The organism is Nocardia otitidiscaviarum (assembly GCF_007362295.1).
Lineage (GTDB): Bacteria > Actinomycetota > Actinomycetes > Mycobacteriales > Mycobacteriaceae > Nocardia > Nocardia otitidiscaviarum.
Map to the genome: position 1 here is coordinate 12,696 of NZ_CP041695.1, position 12,441 is coordinate 25,136.

Genomic DNA, 12,441 nt, shown 5'->3' on the forward strand with positions numbered 1-12,441 from the left:
TCACCTGGGATGCGGTAGTGCGCGCGTGAGGAGGGTGTGGATGTGGTCGGGGTCGGCGTCGTGGTCGTCGAGGAGGATGGATGTGCACAGGCCGTCGGTCAGGGCTACGAAGGATTCGATGACGGTGGGGTCGTCGGTTCGGGTTCGGGCCAGCTCGGCGACGCCTTCGCGCCAGCGGCGTGCCACCGAGCGGAGGGCGGGGCGGCGGGCCGCCAGGGTGGAGAGTTCGCGTTCGGCGAGGGCGCGTTCGCGGCCGGGGCCCGCGGATTCGGCGATGATGCGGGCCAGGCCGTCGAGGGGGTCGTCCGCGGTGGTGACGAGTTCGCGGATGCGGTGGGTGTAGGCGTCGGTCACGCTGGTCAGTGCCGCGACGAGCAGGTCGTCCAGGGTGGCGAAGTAGTAGAGGGTGAGGCTGGTGGTGATGCCCGCCTCCTTGGCGACGGTGCGGTGGGTCACCCCGGCCGCACCGTCGCGATTGACGACGGTCAGCGTCGCCTCGATGATCTGGGCACGGCGGCGTTCACCGCGTATCTTGCGGCCGTCGACCGTATCCGGCTGGGGCACCGCTCTCCTCTCACCGCTCATCGTCGCTGTTGCGAGGCTATCGGTTCCGGCGCGGGCTCGGCCGCGCCGATCGGCCGGATGTGGCGCAGGGTCCGGTAGCAGATGAGCGATGCGAACGCGATCGCCGTTCCGGCGGCGACCGCGGTGACCCCGAGTCCACTGGTGAATGCCTCGCGCGCCTGCTGGAGAGCCCCGGCGGGCAACTGATCCGCCACGGTGTCGGCACCCGCGAGACTGTCGGCATACAGTTCGGCGGTATGCGGGGGCAACCCCGCGGGGGTCTCGGTCGCGGTCCGATAGACGGCCGTGGTGAGACTGCCCAGCAGCGCCACTCCGGCCGCGATGCCGAGTTCCTGGACGGTCTCCGAGAGTGCCGCGGCCGAACCGGATTCGCTCGGCGGCGCCGCCCCCACGACGATGTCGGTACCCAGTGCCGCGATGACACCGAGTCCGAGATAGACGAACGCGAATCCGAGGACCACGGCCGCCTTTCCGTCGGTTCCGGTGCGAGCCAGGAGTCCGTAGCCGATCAGCGATAGCGCCAGCGTGGCGGCCATGACCACCCCCGGCGACACGCGTCGCGCCAGTAGCGGCGCGCCGATTCCGCCGATCAGCATGGCCAGCGCGGGCGGCCCCATCCACAGCCCGGCCATCGCCGGGGAGAGCCCCGCGACGAATTGCAGGTACTGCGTGACCAGGTACATCACCCCACCGAAGCCGATGAGACCGACGAACAGGACGGCCAGGGCGGCGGCGAAGGATCGACTGCCGAAAAGCCTGATATCGAGCAGTGGTTCGGGCAGGCGCAGCTGCCGCCGCACGAAGGCGACCGCCGCGGCGGCCCCGAGCACGGCGGTGGCCCCTGCCCGGAGGTCGATGCCATGTGCCGCAGCATGTTTGATCGCGTAGATGATCGGCAGCAGGGCGGCCAGCGACAGTGCGACGCTCCACAGGTCGAGTCGTCCGGTCGCGGAACGGAATTCGGGCAGCAGCGCCGGTGCGGTGGCCAACACCACCGCACTGACCGGCACTGCGAGCAGAAACACCGCACCCCACCAGAAGTGCGCGACGAGGACGCCGCCCACCACCGGTCCCGCGGCCATGCCGAGCGCGAACATGGTGGCCCACACGCCGATCGCCATCGCCCGCTGCCCGGCATCGGTGAACATGGTGCTGATCAGGGACAGGGTGGACGGCATGAGGGTCGCACCGGCCACGCCGAGCAGGGAACGCGCCGCGATCAGCCACAGGGCGCTGGGTGCGAAGGCCGCGAGCACCGACGCCGCGGCGAACGCGGTCATGCCGATCATCAGCAGCCGGCGGCGGCCGATGCGGTCGCCCAGCGTGCCCATGGTGATCAGGAAGCCCGCGATGAGGAAACCGTAGGCATCCATGATCCAGAGTGTCTCGGTCGCGGTCGGTCGCAGATCCGCGGACAGGCTGGGAACGACGAGGTAGAGCGCCGTCACGTCGAGCCCGAGCAGTGCGGTCGGCAGCGCCAGCACCGCCAGTCCGCTCCACTGCCGCCATCCGGCGGGTGCCGGTGATTCCGTACTCATGCGCACTCCCGACGTAGTTGAACTAACGTACTATTTGTACCATCGTTCAACTTTGATGGCGAGCAGTGCCGCCGTCGATGAGTGCGATCGAGGTCAGGACGCCGCGCGCAGCCGTTCCAGGCCGTCGAGGATGAGGTCCAGGCCGAATTCGAATTCGGTCTGGTCGTCGCACCAGCCGAGGCCGGGTTCGGTGTGGTCGTGGCTGGTGGCGGTGACCATGCCGGCGATATTGGGGAAGCGGTCGGCCATGGCCTGCAGGGTGGCGGTGGCTTCGTCGTCGGTTTGGTCGGTGGGGGGTTCGAAGAGTTCCTGGGTGAAGCCGAGGGCGCGGCTGCCGAGGGCGTGCATGGCGTGGTGGGTGAGGTCGTAGGAGAAGCCGCCGGTGCGCAGGATGCCGACCAGGGCGTCGAAGTAGTCGATCACCGAGAGCGTCATCATCGAGCGGGTGCTGATCACACCGGGGGCCCAGGGGTGGCGGAGCAGGATCTGGCGGGCGGTCAGGATGCGTTCGCGCAGAACGGGTTTCCAGTCAGCGGGCGATTCGGCCACCAGGTGGGCGACCGCCTTGTTGATGGTGGTCAGCACCACCTCGACCATGCCGTCGAGCAGTTCGGCCTTGTTCGCCACGTGGTAGTAGAGCGACATCGCCTCGACGCTGAGGTCGGTGGCGACATTGCGCATGGTGACCGCCTCCACGCCGTCACGGTCGGCGCGGGCGACGGCGGCGTGCAGTATCTGGTCCCGGCTCAGCCGGGGTCGTTGATCGGTGGCCATAACGATTCTCAATTTACCGTACGCGGTAAGGCTGCCCACTCTTGACAGCCTTACGTTGTAATGCCAGCCTTACGTCATAAGACTTACAACGTAAGAGAGAGTGGATGTGACCATGTGGATCTGGATCGCCATAGCGGCGGGCACCCCGGTGGGGCTGGGCCTGCTCTGGATGCTGTTCGTGCTGGTGGCGCTGCGCTCGGGCTACCGGCCCGCGGTCGCGGCCGTCCGCCGCTTCAACCGCCGCGTGACGAACCCGCGCGTGCTGCGGACCGCGGGGGAGCCGGGCGCGTCCGCCGCGCTGATCCGGCACACCGGCCGCAAGAGCGGCAAGCCCTATCGGACGCCGATCGGCATCATCGAGGCCGGTGACGACTTCCTCGTCTCACTGCCCTACGGCACCAGCCCGGACTGGCTGGCGAACCTGCGCGCGGCCGGAACCGCCGAGGTGGTGCACGAGGGCGACACCTACCGGGTCACCGAACCCGAATTGGTCCCGGCCGCCTCGGTCGCGCGGTTCCAGTCGAAGTCCGAACGGGTGCTGCTGCGGGTCTTCGGCGTGGACGAAGTGCTGCGCCTGCGCCGCTCGCTCCTCGCGTCCTGACTCCGCCGACCTGAGATAGAAGGGAAAACCCATGGCCCAGTACGCCATTCACGCCGTAGGACTGCGTAAGCAGTTCGGCGACACGGTCGCCGTCGACGGCGTGGACCTGACCGTCCCCGAGGGCGGGATCTACGGATTCCTCGGCCCCAACGGTGCGGGCAAGACCACCACCATCCGCATGCTCGCGACGCTGGTCCGGCCCACCGCGGGACAGGCCACCGTCTTCGGCTACGACCTGGTGGCCAATACCGACGAGGTGCGCGCCCGAATCAGCCTCACCGGCCAATACGCCTCGGTGGACGAGGATCTCACCGGGATGGAGAACCTGGTCATGATGGGCAGGCTGCTCGGCCACGGCCGCCGCGCCGCCGCCGATCGGGCCCGAGAACTGTTGTCCGCCTTCGGACTCGAGGCCGCGGCCGACCGACAGGCCAAGCGCTATTCCGGCGGTATGCGCCGCCGCCTGGATATCGCCGCGAGCATCGTGGTCACCCCGGCCCTGCTGTTCCTCGACGAACCCACCACCGGACTCGACCCGCGCAGCCGCAGCCGGGTGTGGGACGTGGTGCGAGCCCTGACCGACAACGGCACAACGGTTTTGCTGACCACCCAGTACCTCGAGGAGGCGGATCGGCTGGCCGACCGGCTCGCGGTCATCGACCACGGCCGCATCATCGCCGAGGGCACGACCGCGCAGCTGAAGGAATCGGTCGGTGCGGGTGCGGTGCGGGTGCGGCTGCGGGATCCGGACCGCCGCGCGGATGCCGAACGGCTGCTGGAGCGGGTGCTCGCGGTGCCGGTGCACCGCGAGGAGGATCCGGCGGCCCTGTCGGCCCGGCTCACCGATACCGAACGGGCCGGTGCGGCCCTGAGCGAACTCGCCCGCGTCGGCATCGAGGTCGGTGATTTCGGCGTCGGACAGAGCAGCCTCGACGAAGTGTTCTTCGCCCTGACCGGTCAGAACACCAAAACCGAAGCCCCCGAGGAGATCCCGGCATGACCGCCGCCACAGCCGCACCGGCTTCCGCCACCGATCCGCTGCGCGCGGCGCTGTCGTCCGGGCAGCGTCCAGCCCGCCCCGGCCCCCTGTCCACCGCCCTGGCCTTCGCGTGGCGAGCGGTGCTGCGCATCAAGCATGTGCCGGATCAGCTCGCCGATGTGACCGTATTCCCGCTGATGATGCTGTTCATGTTCACCTACCTGTTCGGTGGGGCGCTGGCCGGATCGGTGCGGGAGTACCTGCAGTCGGTGCTGCCCGGCCTGCTGGTCATGACGGTCATCATGAGCACCCAGTCGACGGCGGTCGCCCTCAACGGCGATATCGGCAAGGGCGTGTTCGACCGGTTCCGATCGCTGCCGATCTGGCAGCCCGCCCCGCTGGTGGGCGCGCTGCTGGCGGATCTGACCCGGTACGCCATGGCGGCCACCGTGATCGTGAGCGTCGGCGTGCTGCTGGGCTTCCGGCCGGACGCGGGGCTGCCCGGCCTGCTGGCCGGGATGGGGCTGGTGCTGCTGTTCGCCTGGTGCCTGTCCTGGGTGTGGACGAGTCTGGCGCTGCTGGCCCGTACCCCGGAGTCGGTGATGTTCCTGGCCATCCTGGTGACGTTCCCGATGAGCTTCGTCAGCAACATCTTCGTCGACCCCGCCACCCTGCCCGGTTGGCTGGAGGCGTTCGTCGCGGTCAACCCGGTTTCGCAGCTGGTCACCGCCGTGCGCGGGCTGATGCACGGCCAGTCGGCCGGTACCGAGATCGGCTGGGTATTTCTCACCTGCGCCGTGCTGGTCGCCGTATTCGGTCCGGTGACCATGCGGCTTTACCGGCGCGAGCGCTGACCGTCGGTCGGGGCGTCGCGCAGATCACGAAAAAATCCCCGCGGATGAAGATCATCCGCGGGGATTTCCCATTCATGGTGTCGGCGTCGGAGGGAGGCGGGCCGACTCTTGCTGTTCCGGGAGTGTCAGTGCTCCGCGGAACCGGGTTCGCCGTCCCGATGCTGACGGGACAGGCGCCAGAGAAATTCCGGATCGTCGTCGGGACCGATCACACGGTTGCGTGGCCTGGATGTCGGGCCGGTGCCGGTTGATCGCTGAGGGCCGAAAGCCTTCCAGCACAGCACCGCGACGGCCACCACCGCAATGAGTGCCAACAGGTACGTCACGTCGCTCACCTCCTGCCAACGAGGGTAATCCGTGTGCGTACCCGCGGCACCGTGGAACGGGAAACGATCTAGCCGCGAGTCGCCTCGGTGGTGAGCGACCTCAGGAGTTGCATGACTTCTGCTTCGCGGAACCGGCGATGTCCGCCCGGAGTCCGCAGCGAGCCGAGCCGACCGGCGTGGGCCCAGCGGGTAACGGTCTTCGGATCTACGTGGAACAGGGCAGCCACCTGACCAGGGGTGAGCAGTGTGTCCTGGCCGTTGACGGAACCCAATACGCGGCTCGCCGCGGTGAACGCAGTCATTCGCAAACCTTTCCGTATCGACAGATCCCTCATCAGTAGCGACATCGTTGCACTGTCACCCCCGGGTGTTCGAACGGTCTCAGTTTGGTAAAGGGGAAGTAATAGACAAAACGGATATCCGTACTGTGTTCGCTGTCACGAATTACGGCTTTGTAGCGAATATCCAGCGACCGTTGCTCCGAGGGTGCGACGAATGCCGGAATGCCCGTCGCATACTCTGGTGCCCGTGAGTGACGCTTCCCGACCCGACGGTGCGGGCCGCCGCCTGGCACGCAATCTTGCCCTCTACACGCTGGCGCGGCTGGCCCTGGTCGTCGCGCTCACCGCGGCCATCATCGGAGCGGCGCAGCTGGTGGGCGTGGACGTCCCGCTCATCGTGGCCGCGCTGTTCGCGCTGCTCATCGCCATGCCCCTGTCCATGACGCTGCTCAAGGGGCTGCGCACCAAGGTGAACCAGGACATCGCCGTCGTCGACGCCAAGCGCCGTAGGGACCGTGAGCAGCTGCGCTCGCGCCTGCGGGGTGAGGACGCGTGAAGCGCTGCGAGCGCAGTACCCCGCGCGACTGGGTCGACAATGCGGTGCGGCTGATCGACGCCGACACCCAGCGCAGTGCCGACACCCATCTGCTGCGCTACCCGCTGCCCGCCGACTGGGGTGTGCAGCTGTATCTCAAGGACGAATCCACCCACATCACCGGCAGTCTCAAACATCGGCTGGCGAGATCGCTGTTCCTGTACGCGATCTGCAACGGCTGGGTCACCGAGGGCACCACGGTGGTGGAGGCGTCCAGCGGTTCGACCGCGATCAGTGAGGCGTACTTCGCCCAGTTGCTGGGCCTGGACTTCGTGGCCGTGGTGCCCGCCAAGACCTCCCGGGAGAAGGTCGCGCTCATCGAGGCGCAGGGCGGCCGCTGCCATTTCGTCGAGCGTGCGCCGGACATCTATACGGAGGCGGCGCGGCTGGCGGCCGAATGCGGCGGCCACTACATGGACCAGTTCACCCACGCCGAACGGGCCACGGACTGGCGCGGTAACAACAACATCGCCGAATCCATCTTCCAGCAGCTGGAATTGGAGACGCATCCGGTGCCGGAGTGGATCGTGGTGGGGGCGGGCACCGGCGGCACCAGTGCCACCATCGGCCGCTATATCCGGTATCGGCGGCACGCCACCCGGTTGGCGGTGGTCGATCCGGAGAATTCGGCCTTCTACGGTGGCTACGAGATGGCCGACGCGGGCTATCAGACCGGAATGCCCTCGCGGATCGAGGGGATCGGGCGGCCGCGGGTGGAGCCGTCGTTCATCGGTCAGGTGGTGGACACCATGATCGAGGTGCCCGATGCCGCGTCCATCGCGGCGGCGCGTTTCGCCAGCCGAGCTCTGGGGCGTCGGGTGGGCGGGTCCACCGGCACCAATCTGTGGGGTGCGTTCGCCCTGATCGCGGAGATGATGGCGCAGGGGCGCGCGGGCAGTGTGGTGACCCTGCTGTGTGATGGCGGAGACCGTTATGCCGGAACCTATTTCAATGACGAATGGGTTGCCGGGCAGGGTCTGAGCCTGGCCGAACCGGAGGCCGTGCTCACCAAATTCCTGGCCACCGGCCAGTGGTCTGCCTAGTTTCCGCACGGCACAGCGGTTTCCGTGCTATGTGATGCGTCGTTCGGCCGTTCTGGCCAAGCGCATTTCTGATAGCTGTAAGTTTGCGGAATTGCCTGCGTCGTCGGTGATATCGCGTCATCCGATCGGCGGGGCCGTGTCCCGGCGTCTCATTTTTCGTTAACACCCGTTGACGTTTCAGACCTTTCGAGCGCTATCGGATGCATGTCCGCATGGACTCTCGAAGGGGTCTCGACCCCGTCCGTGTCAATTTTTGTTGACGCCTGGCGAGTGTCAATGTAAATTGACATACATGAGTGAGGCAACGACCCTGGCGGCCGCCGCCGGGAGCCCCGACCCACAGGTCGGACTCCGCGCGGTGCTGGCACTGCGTCGGCTGCTCGAGCGGCTCGAAGCCATCCAGGTGGCCAATGCCCGGCGACAGGGCTGGTCCTGGCAGGCGATCGCGGACGCGCTCGAAGTGAGCCGACAGGCGGTCCACCAGAAGTACAACCGGAGAGGCGGGATCCGCTGATGTTCGAACGATTCGACAAGGCAGCCAGATTCGCGGTGGTGGGGGCGCAGGAGGAGGCGCGGGAACTGCGCGCGCCGAGCATCGGGCCCGAACACCTGCTACTGGGGCTGCTCGACTGCCCCGACCAGGCGCTGCGGGACATGCTCGGCGAGGCCGGGCTCACCGTATCCGGGGTGCGAGAAGCGCTGGCGCGCAAGCGGGGTGGGGAACCCCTCGGCGCGGAGGACGCCGCCGCGTTGAAATCCATCGGCATCGACCTGGACGCGGTGCGGGAGAGTCTGGAAGCCAGCTTCGGCGAGGACGCCCTCGAGCGCGCCGAGCCGCCGGAACAACAGCGGCGGGGACTGTTCGGCCGCGGGAAGGGCACCTTCGGCCACCTCCCCTTCGCCCGGGAAGCCAAGAAGGCGCTCGAACTCTCGCTGCGGGAGGCGCTCGCGCGCAAGGACAACCGCATCGAGGCCGGGCACGTCCTGCTCGGCATCCTGCGTGATCCGACCCCGACGGTGCGCGACCTCGTCGGCGGAGACGCGGCGGTGACGCGGCTGCGCGGGACGACCCACACGCTGCTCGATCGCGCGGCGTGACCGGACGGCCGGGCATTTCGGGCCTACGATCGCTGCATGACGCTCCTGCTCCGCCTGATCATCACCGGTGTGGCCATCTGGCTGGCCGCCGAATGGGTGTCCGGCATCGACATCATCGCCCCCGAGGACACCACCTCCAGCAAGCTGCTGGTGCTCGCGGTGGTCACCGTGGTCTTCACGATCGTGAACGCCTTCGTGAAGCCGATCGTGAAGCTGCTGTCGCTACCGCTGGTGATCCTGACGCTGGGTCTGTTCCTGCTGGTGATCAATGCCCTGATGCTGTGGCTGACCTCGTGGCTCACGGGGTACACCGACTACCAGCTGCATGTCGAGGGATTCTGGGCGGCGGTGCTCGGCGGCATCATCATCACGCTGGTGAACTGGGTGCTCGGCATCCTGGTGCCGGACCGGGACTGAGCCGTCCGAGTACGAGACGAACGCCCCGGCCGTGGCCGGGGCGTTGTCGTCGCGAAGGGACTGACGCGCCGCCTCAGGCGACGGTGAGCGCGATCGCCGTGAGCAGGGACCAGGCCAGCAGGGCGAGGCCGGTGTCGCGCAGCGCGGGAATCAGACCGGGTCCACCCTGCCCGGAGCGCACCGGAGCATTGGCGCGGACGGCCAGCGGGAGGGCGAGCAGCCCCGCCAGCGCGAAGGGGGTGCGGGCCACCAGGGCCAGACTGGCCAGGAAGGGCACCGCCATCAGCACGATATGCAGTGTGCGGGTGCGGGTGTCGCCGAGCCGGACGGCCAGGGTGAGCTTGCCGGAGACCGTGTCGGTGGGAATATCGCGCAGATTGTTGGTGACCAGCACCGCACTGGAGAACGCGCCCACCGCGACGGCGCCGACCAGGCCCGCCCAGTCGACCCGCTCGGCCTGCACGAACTGGGTGCCCAGCACCGCCACCAAACCGAAGAACACGAAGACCGCGATCTCACCGAAACCGCTGTAGCCGTAGGGGTTCCGGCCCCCGGTGTAGAACCAGGCGCCCGCCAGGCAGGCCGCGCCCACCAGGATCAGCCACCAGGCGGTGGTCGCCACCAGCACCAGACCGATCACCGCGCCCAGCGCCAGACAGGCGATGGCGGCATTGCGCACCGCCGCCGCACTCGCCAGCTTCGAACCGACCAGCCGCAGCGGGCCCACCCGCTCGTCGTCGGTGCCCCGAATGCCGTCGGAGTAGTCGTTGGCGTAGTTCACCCCGATGATGAGCGACAGCGAAAGCAGCAGGCACAGTACCGCTTTCCACCACACCGCCCCGCCGATCGAGGCCGCGGCCCCCGTGCCCACCAGGACCGGCGCGATCGCATTCGGAAGCGTGCGCGGCCGAGCGCCCTCGATCCACTGTCCAGCTGTTGCCATGATCGGCAGCCTAATGCGCGGTGCGGGGGCGGCGCATCGGGAGGATCCGCACCGCGCGGTCGGTTCGCTGTGTTGACGGGGACGAACGTCGTCGCCGGGTGCGGGCGCGGCGCCTCGCCCCGGGCCCCGCCGGGGTGCCGGTTCAGGATTCGGCGGCAGCCTTGAGCCGGGCGAGCCCCTTCTCGAAGTCCTTGCCGATCAGCTTGTCCATGAGCTTGCCGAGCATGGTCATCATGCGGGTGCGCTGACCGGTCATCCGCCAGATGACCTCGGTGCCGCCGTCGACCGGCCGCAACTCGAAGATGGCCTGGTTGGTGGCCTTCCACGGCTTCTCGAACTCCAAGCGGAGTTCGACCCGGTCGGCGGTGCTCGCGGTGATCTCCATCGCGCCCTGCCCGGCCTTCCGATTGCCCTTCCAGTCGTATCTCGCGCCCGGGCCGCGATCGGCGCCGGAATAGACACGCTCCAGATCGGGGTCCAGATCCTCCCAGGGCGACCACTGCTGCCACTGGTGCAGATCGTCGATGAGCGCGAGTATCCGTGACGGTTCGGCCGCGATCACGGTCTGCCGCGCGAGTTCGAAATCGGCCATGAAGATCAGCGTAAGCGGTGCGGGTCGCGCAACCGCGCGAATCCGACACGTCCGCGCGGCTCACCCGGGATCGGCGACGGCCGTCGCAGGCCGCTTCGCGTACGCGGCCGACAGCAGTGCGCCGATGCCGGCACCGGCGGCGTTCATGAGCACATCGTCCACCGACGAGAACCGACCGAGCCGGAACGCGTACTGCGCGAACTCCAACGATGCCGAGAGGACCGCGCCGAGTGCCACCATGGTCCACACGTTCGCCAGGCGCGGCACCCGCAGCGGCAGAAAGAAGCCCAGCGGCAGGAACACGATCAGGTTCGGGACGATCTGCACGACCGCCCGGGTCGGCGTATCGCTCAGCGTCTGCACCAGATCCCGCAGTGGCACCAGCAGTACCGCCGCCTTCCCGTCGACGGGGGTGAGGATCATCCAGATCCAGGGCAGCGTGCCCAGCGCGATCGCGGCCTCGGACACCGTATGCCGCAACGCCTCCGCGCGCGGGCTGCCCCGGCGCAGTCGCCAGCGGAGCAGCACCGCCGCTCCGGCAACAGTGATCGGCACCGCGATCGCCCACGCCACCAGAACATGTCCCCACTGCACCCAGACATCCCGCATCACCGGGACGCTACGGGTGCGATGTGGTCAATGTGTGGAGTCGGCGAGGAGATGTTCGCGCAGTTTCACCCGGTCCGGCTTGCCCGGACCGCGCAGCGGCAGATCGTCGAGTACCGCCAGTTCCCGCGGCGCGGCGATGGCGTCCAACTCCTTCATCACGTGCTCGCGCAGTTCGTCCAGGGTGGGCGGGGTCGCGCCGACCGCAGGGACGACGGCCACCGCCACCCGCTGACCCAGCCGCTCGTCGGGCAGGCCGAGCACCACGCATTCGCCGACCGCCGGATGCGTGGCCAGCACCGCCTCCACGACCTGCGGGATCACCAGCAGGCCGCCGGTCATGATGGCCTCGTCCAGGCGGCCGGAAATGGTCAGCACGCCGTTCTCGTAGGTGCCCGCGTCCTCGGTGCGGAACCAGCCGGGTTCGGCGAAGGCCGGGTGGTCCGGCAGCCCGCGATAGCCGTTGGCCAGGGTGGTGCCGCCCAACATGACGCGCCCGTCCTCGATGCGGATCTCGGTTCCGTCGAGCGGGACACCCTCGTAGACGCAGCCGCCGCAGGTCTCGCTCATCCCGTAGGTGCGCACCACGTTGATGCCCGCCGCCCGCGCCCGCTCCAGCACCGGCGCGGGCGTGGCCGCACCGCCCACCAGGACGGCGTCGAACCGGGCCAGCGCCTCGGTGCCCACGGGTTCGTCGAGGGCCTTGATGAGCTGCGTGGGCACCAGCGAGGTGTAGCGGCGCGGCCCCCGCATGCCCGCCACCGCACTCGCCAAACCCTCGGGGAGAAAGCCGTCGGAGACGTCCAGCACGACCGGTTCGGTTCCGGCGAGAATGCTGCGCAGCAGCACCTGGATACCGGCGATGTGATGGGTGGGCAGCGCCAGCAGCCACTGTCCGGCCCCGCCCAGCCGCTCGTGGGTGGCCTCGCCGCTGGCGCGCAGCGCGGCCGCGGACAGCATGGCCCCCTTGGGGATTCCGGTGGTGCCGGAGGTGGTGACGACCAGCGCCACATCGTCCTCGATGGGTTCGCCGGGGCGCAGGGCACTGCTGAGCCGGTGCGCCTCACGGCGGTCGGCGGTGGGTATGGGAAGCCACGCCGGGCCACTGCCCTCCAGGGCCTCCCGCAGATGCGGCAGTACTTCTCCCACCGCGGCGCCGGTGGGCATGGGGAGGGTCCGCAGGGTGCTGCTCACGTTCGCGATCGTGTC

The 12,441-nt window shown here is 68.7% G+C and carries 17 protein-coding genes; 8 read left to right on the top strand and 9 right to left on the bottom strand.

The genetic code is table 11. The annotated features are described in order from the left end of the window. From FOH10_RS00080 to FOH10_RS00090, 3 genes are all read right to left on the bottom strand, one after another. Complete coding sequence (locus FOH10_RS00080) at positions 1-564, bottom strand: TetR/AcrR family transcriptional regulator (RefSeq protein ID WP_244961499.1); 564 nt, start codon at positions 562-564, stop codon at positions 1-3. 17 nt (positions 565-581) lie between these two features. Next, a complete protein-coding gene (locus FOH10_RS00085; protein ID WP_143979149.1) occupies positions 582-2,123 on the bottom strand; it encodes an MFS transporter in 1,542 nt (513 codons plus the stop codon). A gap of 93 nt (positions 2,124-2,216) precedes the next feature. After that, positions 2,217-2,897 carry a TetR/AcrR family transcriptional regulator C-terminal domain-containing protein gene (locus FOH10_RS00090; RefSeq protein WP_143979150.1) on the bottom strand — a complete coding sequence of 227 codons (681 nt, stop codon included), beginning with the start codon at positions 2,895-2,897 and terminating at the stop codon, positions 2,217-2,219. A 112-nt stretch (positions 2,898-3,009) separates the two neighbouring features. On the opposite strand from FOH10_RS00090, the gene FOH10_RS00095 reads away from it, so the two are divergent. From FOH10_RS00095 to FOH10_RS00105, 3 genes are read left to right on the top strand one after another with little or no spacing between them, the layout of a single operon-like run. Beyond that, positions 3,010-3,498 (top strand): nitroreductase family deazaflavin-dependent oxidoreductase, encoded by a 489-nt coding sequence (locus FOH10_RS00095; protein WP_244962161.1) that lies wholly within the window; start codon positions 3,010-3,012, stop codon positions 3,496-3,498. Between the two features lie 31 nt (positions 3,499-3,529). Continuing rightward, positions 3,530-4,498 carry an ATP-binding cassette domain-containing protein gene (locus FOH10_RS00100; protein ID WP_143979152.1) on the top strand — a complete coding sequence of 323 codons (969 nt, stop codon included), beginning with the start codon at positions 3,530-3,532 and terminating at the stop codon, positions 4,496-4,498. After that, positions 4,495-5,331 carry an ABC transporter permease gene (locus FOH10_RS00105; RefSeq protein WP_143979153.1) on the top strand — a complete coding sequence of 279 codons (837 nt, stop codon included), beginning with the start codon at positions 4,495-4,497 and terminating at the stop codon, positions 5,329-5,331. Before FOH10_RS00100 ends, FOH10_RS00105 begins: the two co-directional genes overlap by 4 nt. A 125-nt stretch (positions 5,332-5,456) precedes the next feature. Here FOH10_RS00105 and FOH10_RS00110 read toward each other — a convergent pair whose 3' ends face one another. Continuing rightward, positions 5,457-5,657 carry a hypothetical protein gene (locus tag FOH10_RS00110; protein ID WP_029926019.1) on the bottom strand — a complete coding sequence of 67 codons (201 nt, stop codon included), beginning with the start codon at positions 5,655-5,657 and terminating at the stop codon, positions 5,457-5,459. Positions 5,658-5,725: 68 nt separating this feature from the next. Beyond that, on the bottom strand, positions 5,726-5,959 hold the full coding sequence (locus FOH10_RS00115) for a BldC family transcriptional regulator (protein ID WP_051037783.1): 234 nt from the start codon (positions 5,957-5,959) through the stop codon (positions 5,726-5,728). A gap of 226 nt (positions 5,960-6,185) precedes the next feature. Between FOH10_RS00115 and FOH10_RS00120 the strand changes: the two genes are divergently transcribed. The 5 genes from FOH10_RS00120 to FOH10_RS00140 all read left to right on the top strand — a co-directional run bounded on the left by FOH10_RS00120 (position 6,186) and on the right by FOH10_RS00140 (position 9,091). Continuing rightward, a complete protein-coding gene (locus FOH10_RS00120; protein WP_039817599.1) occupies positions 6,186-6,494 on the top strand; it encodes a DUF4229 domain-containing protein in 309 nt (102 codons plus the stop codon). Continuing rightward, positions 6,491-7,576, top strand: a complete 1,086-nt coding sequence (cds1, locus tag FOH10_RS00125; RefSeq protein WP_039817544.1) for an L-cysteine desulfhydrase Cds1 — start codon at positions 6,491-6,493, stop codon at positions 7,574-7,576. The genes FOH10_RS00120 and cds1 overlap by 4 nt, the downstream gene beginning before the upstream one ends. A 292-nt stretch (positions 7,577-7,868) precedes the next feature. Further along, complete coding sequence (locus FOH10_RS00130; protein WP_029926011.1) at positions 7,869-8,090, top strand: helix-turn-helix domain-containing protein; 222 nt, start codon at positions 7,869-7,871, stop codon at positions 8,088-8,090. Further along, positions 8,090-8,674, top strand: coding sequence for a Clp protease N-terminal domain-containing protein (locus FOH10_RS00135; RefSeq protein ID WP_143979154.1), 585 nt, complete (start codon positions 8,090-8,092; stop codon positions 8,672-8,674). The genes FOH10_RS00130 and FOH10_RS00135 overlap by 1 nt, the downstream gene beginning before the upstream one ends. A 36-nt stretch (positions 8,675-8,710) precedes the next feature. Continuing rightward, positions 8,711-9,091, top strand: a complete 381-nt coding sequence (locus FOH10_RS00140) for a phage holin family protein (protein ID WP_029926007.1) — start codon at positions 8,711-8,713, stop codon at positions 9,089-9,091. Positions 9,092-9,164: 73 nt separating this feature from the next. On the opposite strand, the gene FOH10_RS00145 is transcribed toward FOH10_RS00140, so the two are convergent. The 4 genes from FOH10_RS00145 to menE form a co-directional block, all read right to left on the bottom strand. Continuing rightward, complete coding sequence (locus FOH10_RS00145) at positions 9,165-10,034, bottom strand: 1,4-dihydroxy-2-naphthoate polyprenyltransferase (RefSeq protein WP_143979155.1); 870 nt, start codon at positions 10,032-10,034, stop codon at positions 9,165-9,167. Positions 10,035-10,176: 142 nt separating this feature from the next. Further along, positions 10,177-10,626: an SRPBCC family protein gene (locus FOH10_RS00150; RefSeq protein ID WP_143979156.1), complete on the bottom strand. Its 450-nt coding sequence runs from the start codon at positions 10,624-10,626 to the stop codon at positions 10,177-10,179. A 60-nt stretch (positions 10,627-10,686) separates the two neighbouring features. Then, positions 10,687-11,235: a VanZ family protein gene (locus FOH10_RS00155; RefSeq protein WP_143979157.1), complete on the bottom strand. Its 549-nt coding sequence runs from the start codon at positions 11,233-11,235 to the stop codon at positions 10,687-10,689. A 27-nt stretch (positions 11,236-11,262) separates the two neighbouring features. Then, the gene (gene menE / locus FOH10_RS00160) at positions 11,263-12,399 is read right to left on the bottom strand and encodes an o-succinylbenzoate--CoA ligase (protein ID WP_143983775.1); all 1,137 of its coding nucleotides are present in this window, start codon (positions 12,397-12,399) and stop codon (positions 11,263-11,265) included. Positions 12,400-12,441: the final 42 nt, after the last annotated feature.

Coding starts and splice junctions, on each gene's coding strand:
- FOH10_RS00085 (WP_143979149.1), bottom strand. CDS start 2,123: ATGAGTACGGAATCACCGGCACCCGCCGGATGGCGGCAGTGGAGCGGA.
- FOH10_RS00090 (WP_143979150.1), bottom strand. CDS start 2,897: ATGGCCACCGATCAACGACCCCGGCTGAGCCGGGACCAGATACTGCAC.
- FOH10_RS00095 (WP_244962161.1), top strand. CDS start 3,010: ATGTGGATCTGGATCGCCATAGCGGCGGGCACCCCGGTGGGGCTGGGC.
- FOH10_RS00100 (WP_143979152.1), top strand. CDS start 3,530: ATGGCCCAGTACGCCATTCACGCCGTAGGACTGCGTAAGCAGTTCGGC.
- FOH10_RS00105 (WP_143979153.1), top strand. CDS start 4,495: ATGACCGCCGCCACAGCCGCACCGGCTTCCGCCACCGATCCGCTGCGC.
- FOH10_RS00115 (WP_051037783.1), bottom strand. CDS start 5,959: ATGACTGCGTTCACCGCGGCGAGCCGCGTATTGGGTTCCGTCAACGGC.
- FOH10_RS00130 (WP_029926011.1), top strand. CDS start 7,869: ATGAGTGAGGCAACGACCCTGGCGGCCGCCGCCGGGAGCCCCGACCCA.
- FOH10_RS00135 (WP_143979154.1), top strand. CDS start 8,090: ATGTTCGAACGATTCGACAAGGCAGCCAGATTCGCGGTGGTGGGGGCG.
- FOH10_RS00140 (WP_029926007.1), top strand. CDS start 8,711: ATGACGCTCCTGCTCCGCCTGATCATCACCGGTGTGGCCATCTGGCTG.
- FOH10_RS00145 (WP_143979155.1), bottom strand. CDS start 10,034: ATGGCAACAGCTGGACAGTGGATCGAGGGCGCTCGGCCGCGCACGCTT.
- FOH10_RS00150 (WP_143979156.1), bottom strand. CDS start 10,626: ATGGCCGATTTCGAACTCGCGCGGCAGACCGTGATCGCGGCCGAACCG.
- FOH10_RS00155 (WP_143979157.1), bottom strand. CDS start 11,235: ATGCGGGATGTCTGGGTGCAGTGGGGACATGTTCTGGTGGCGTGGGCG.
- menE (WP_143983775.1), bottom strand. CDS start 12,399: ATGCCCACCGGCGCCGCGGTGGGAGAAGTACTGCCGCATCTGCGGGAG.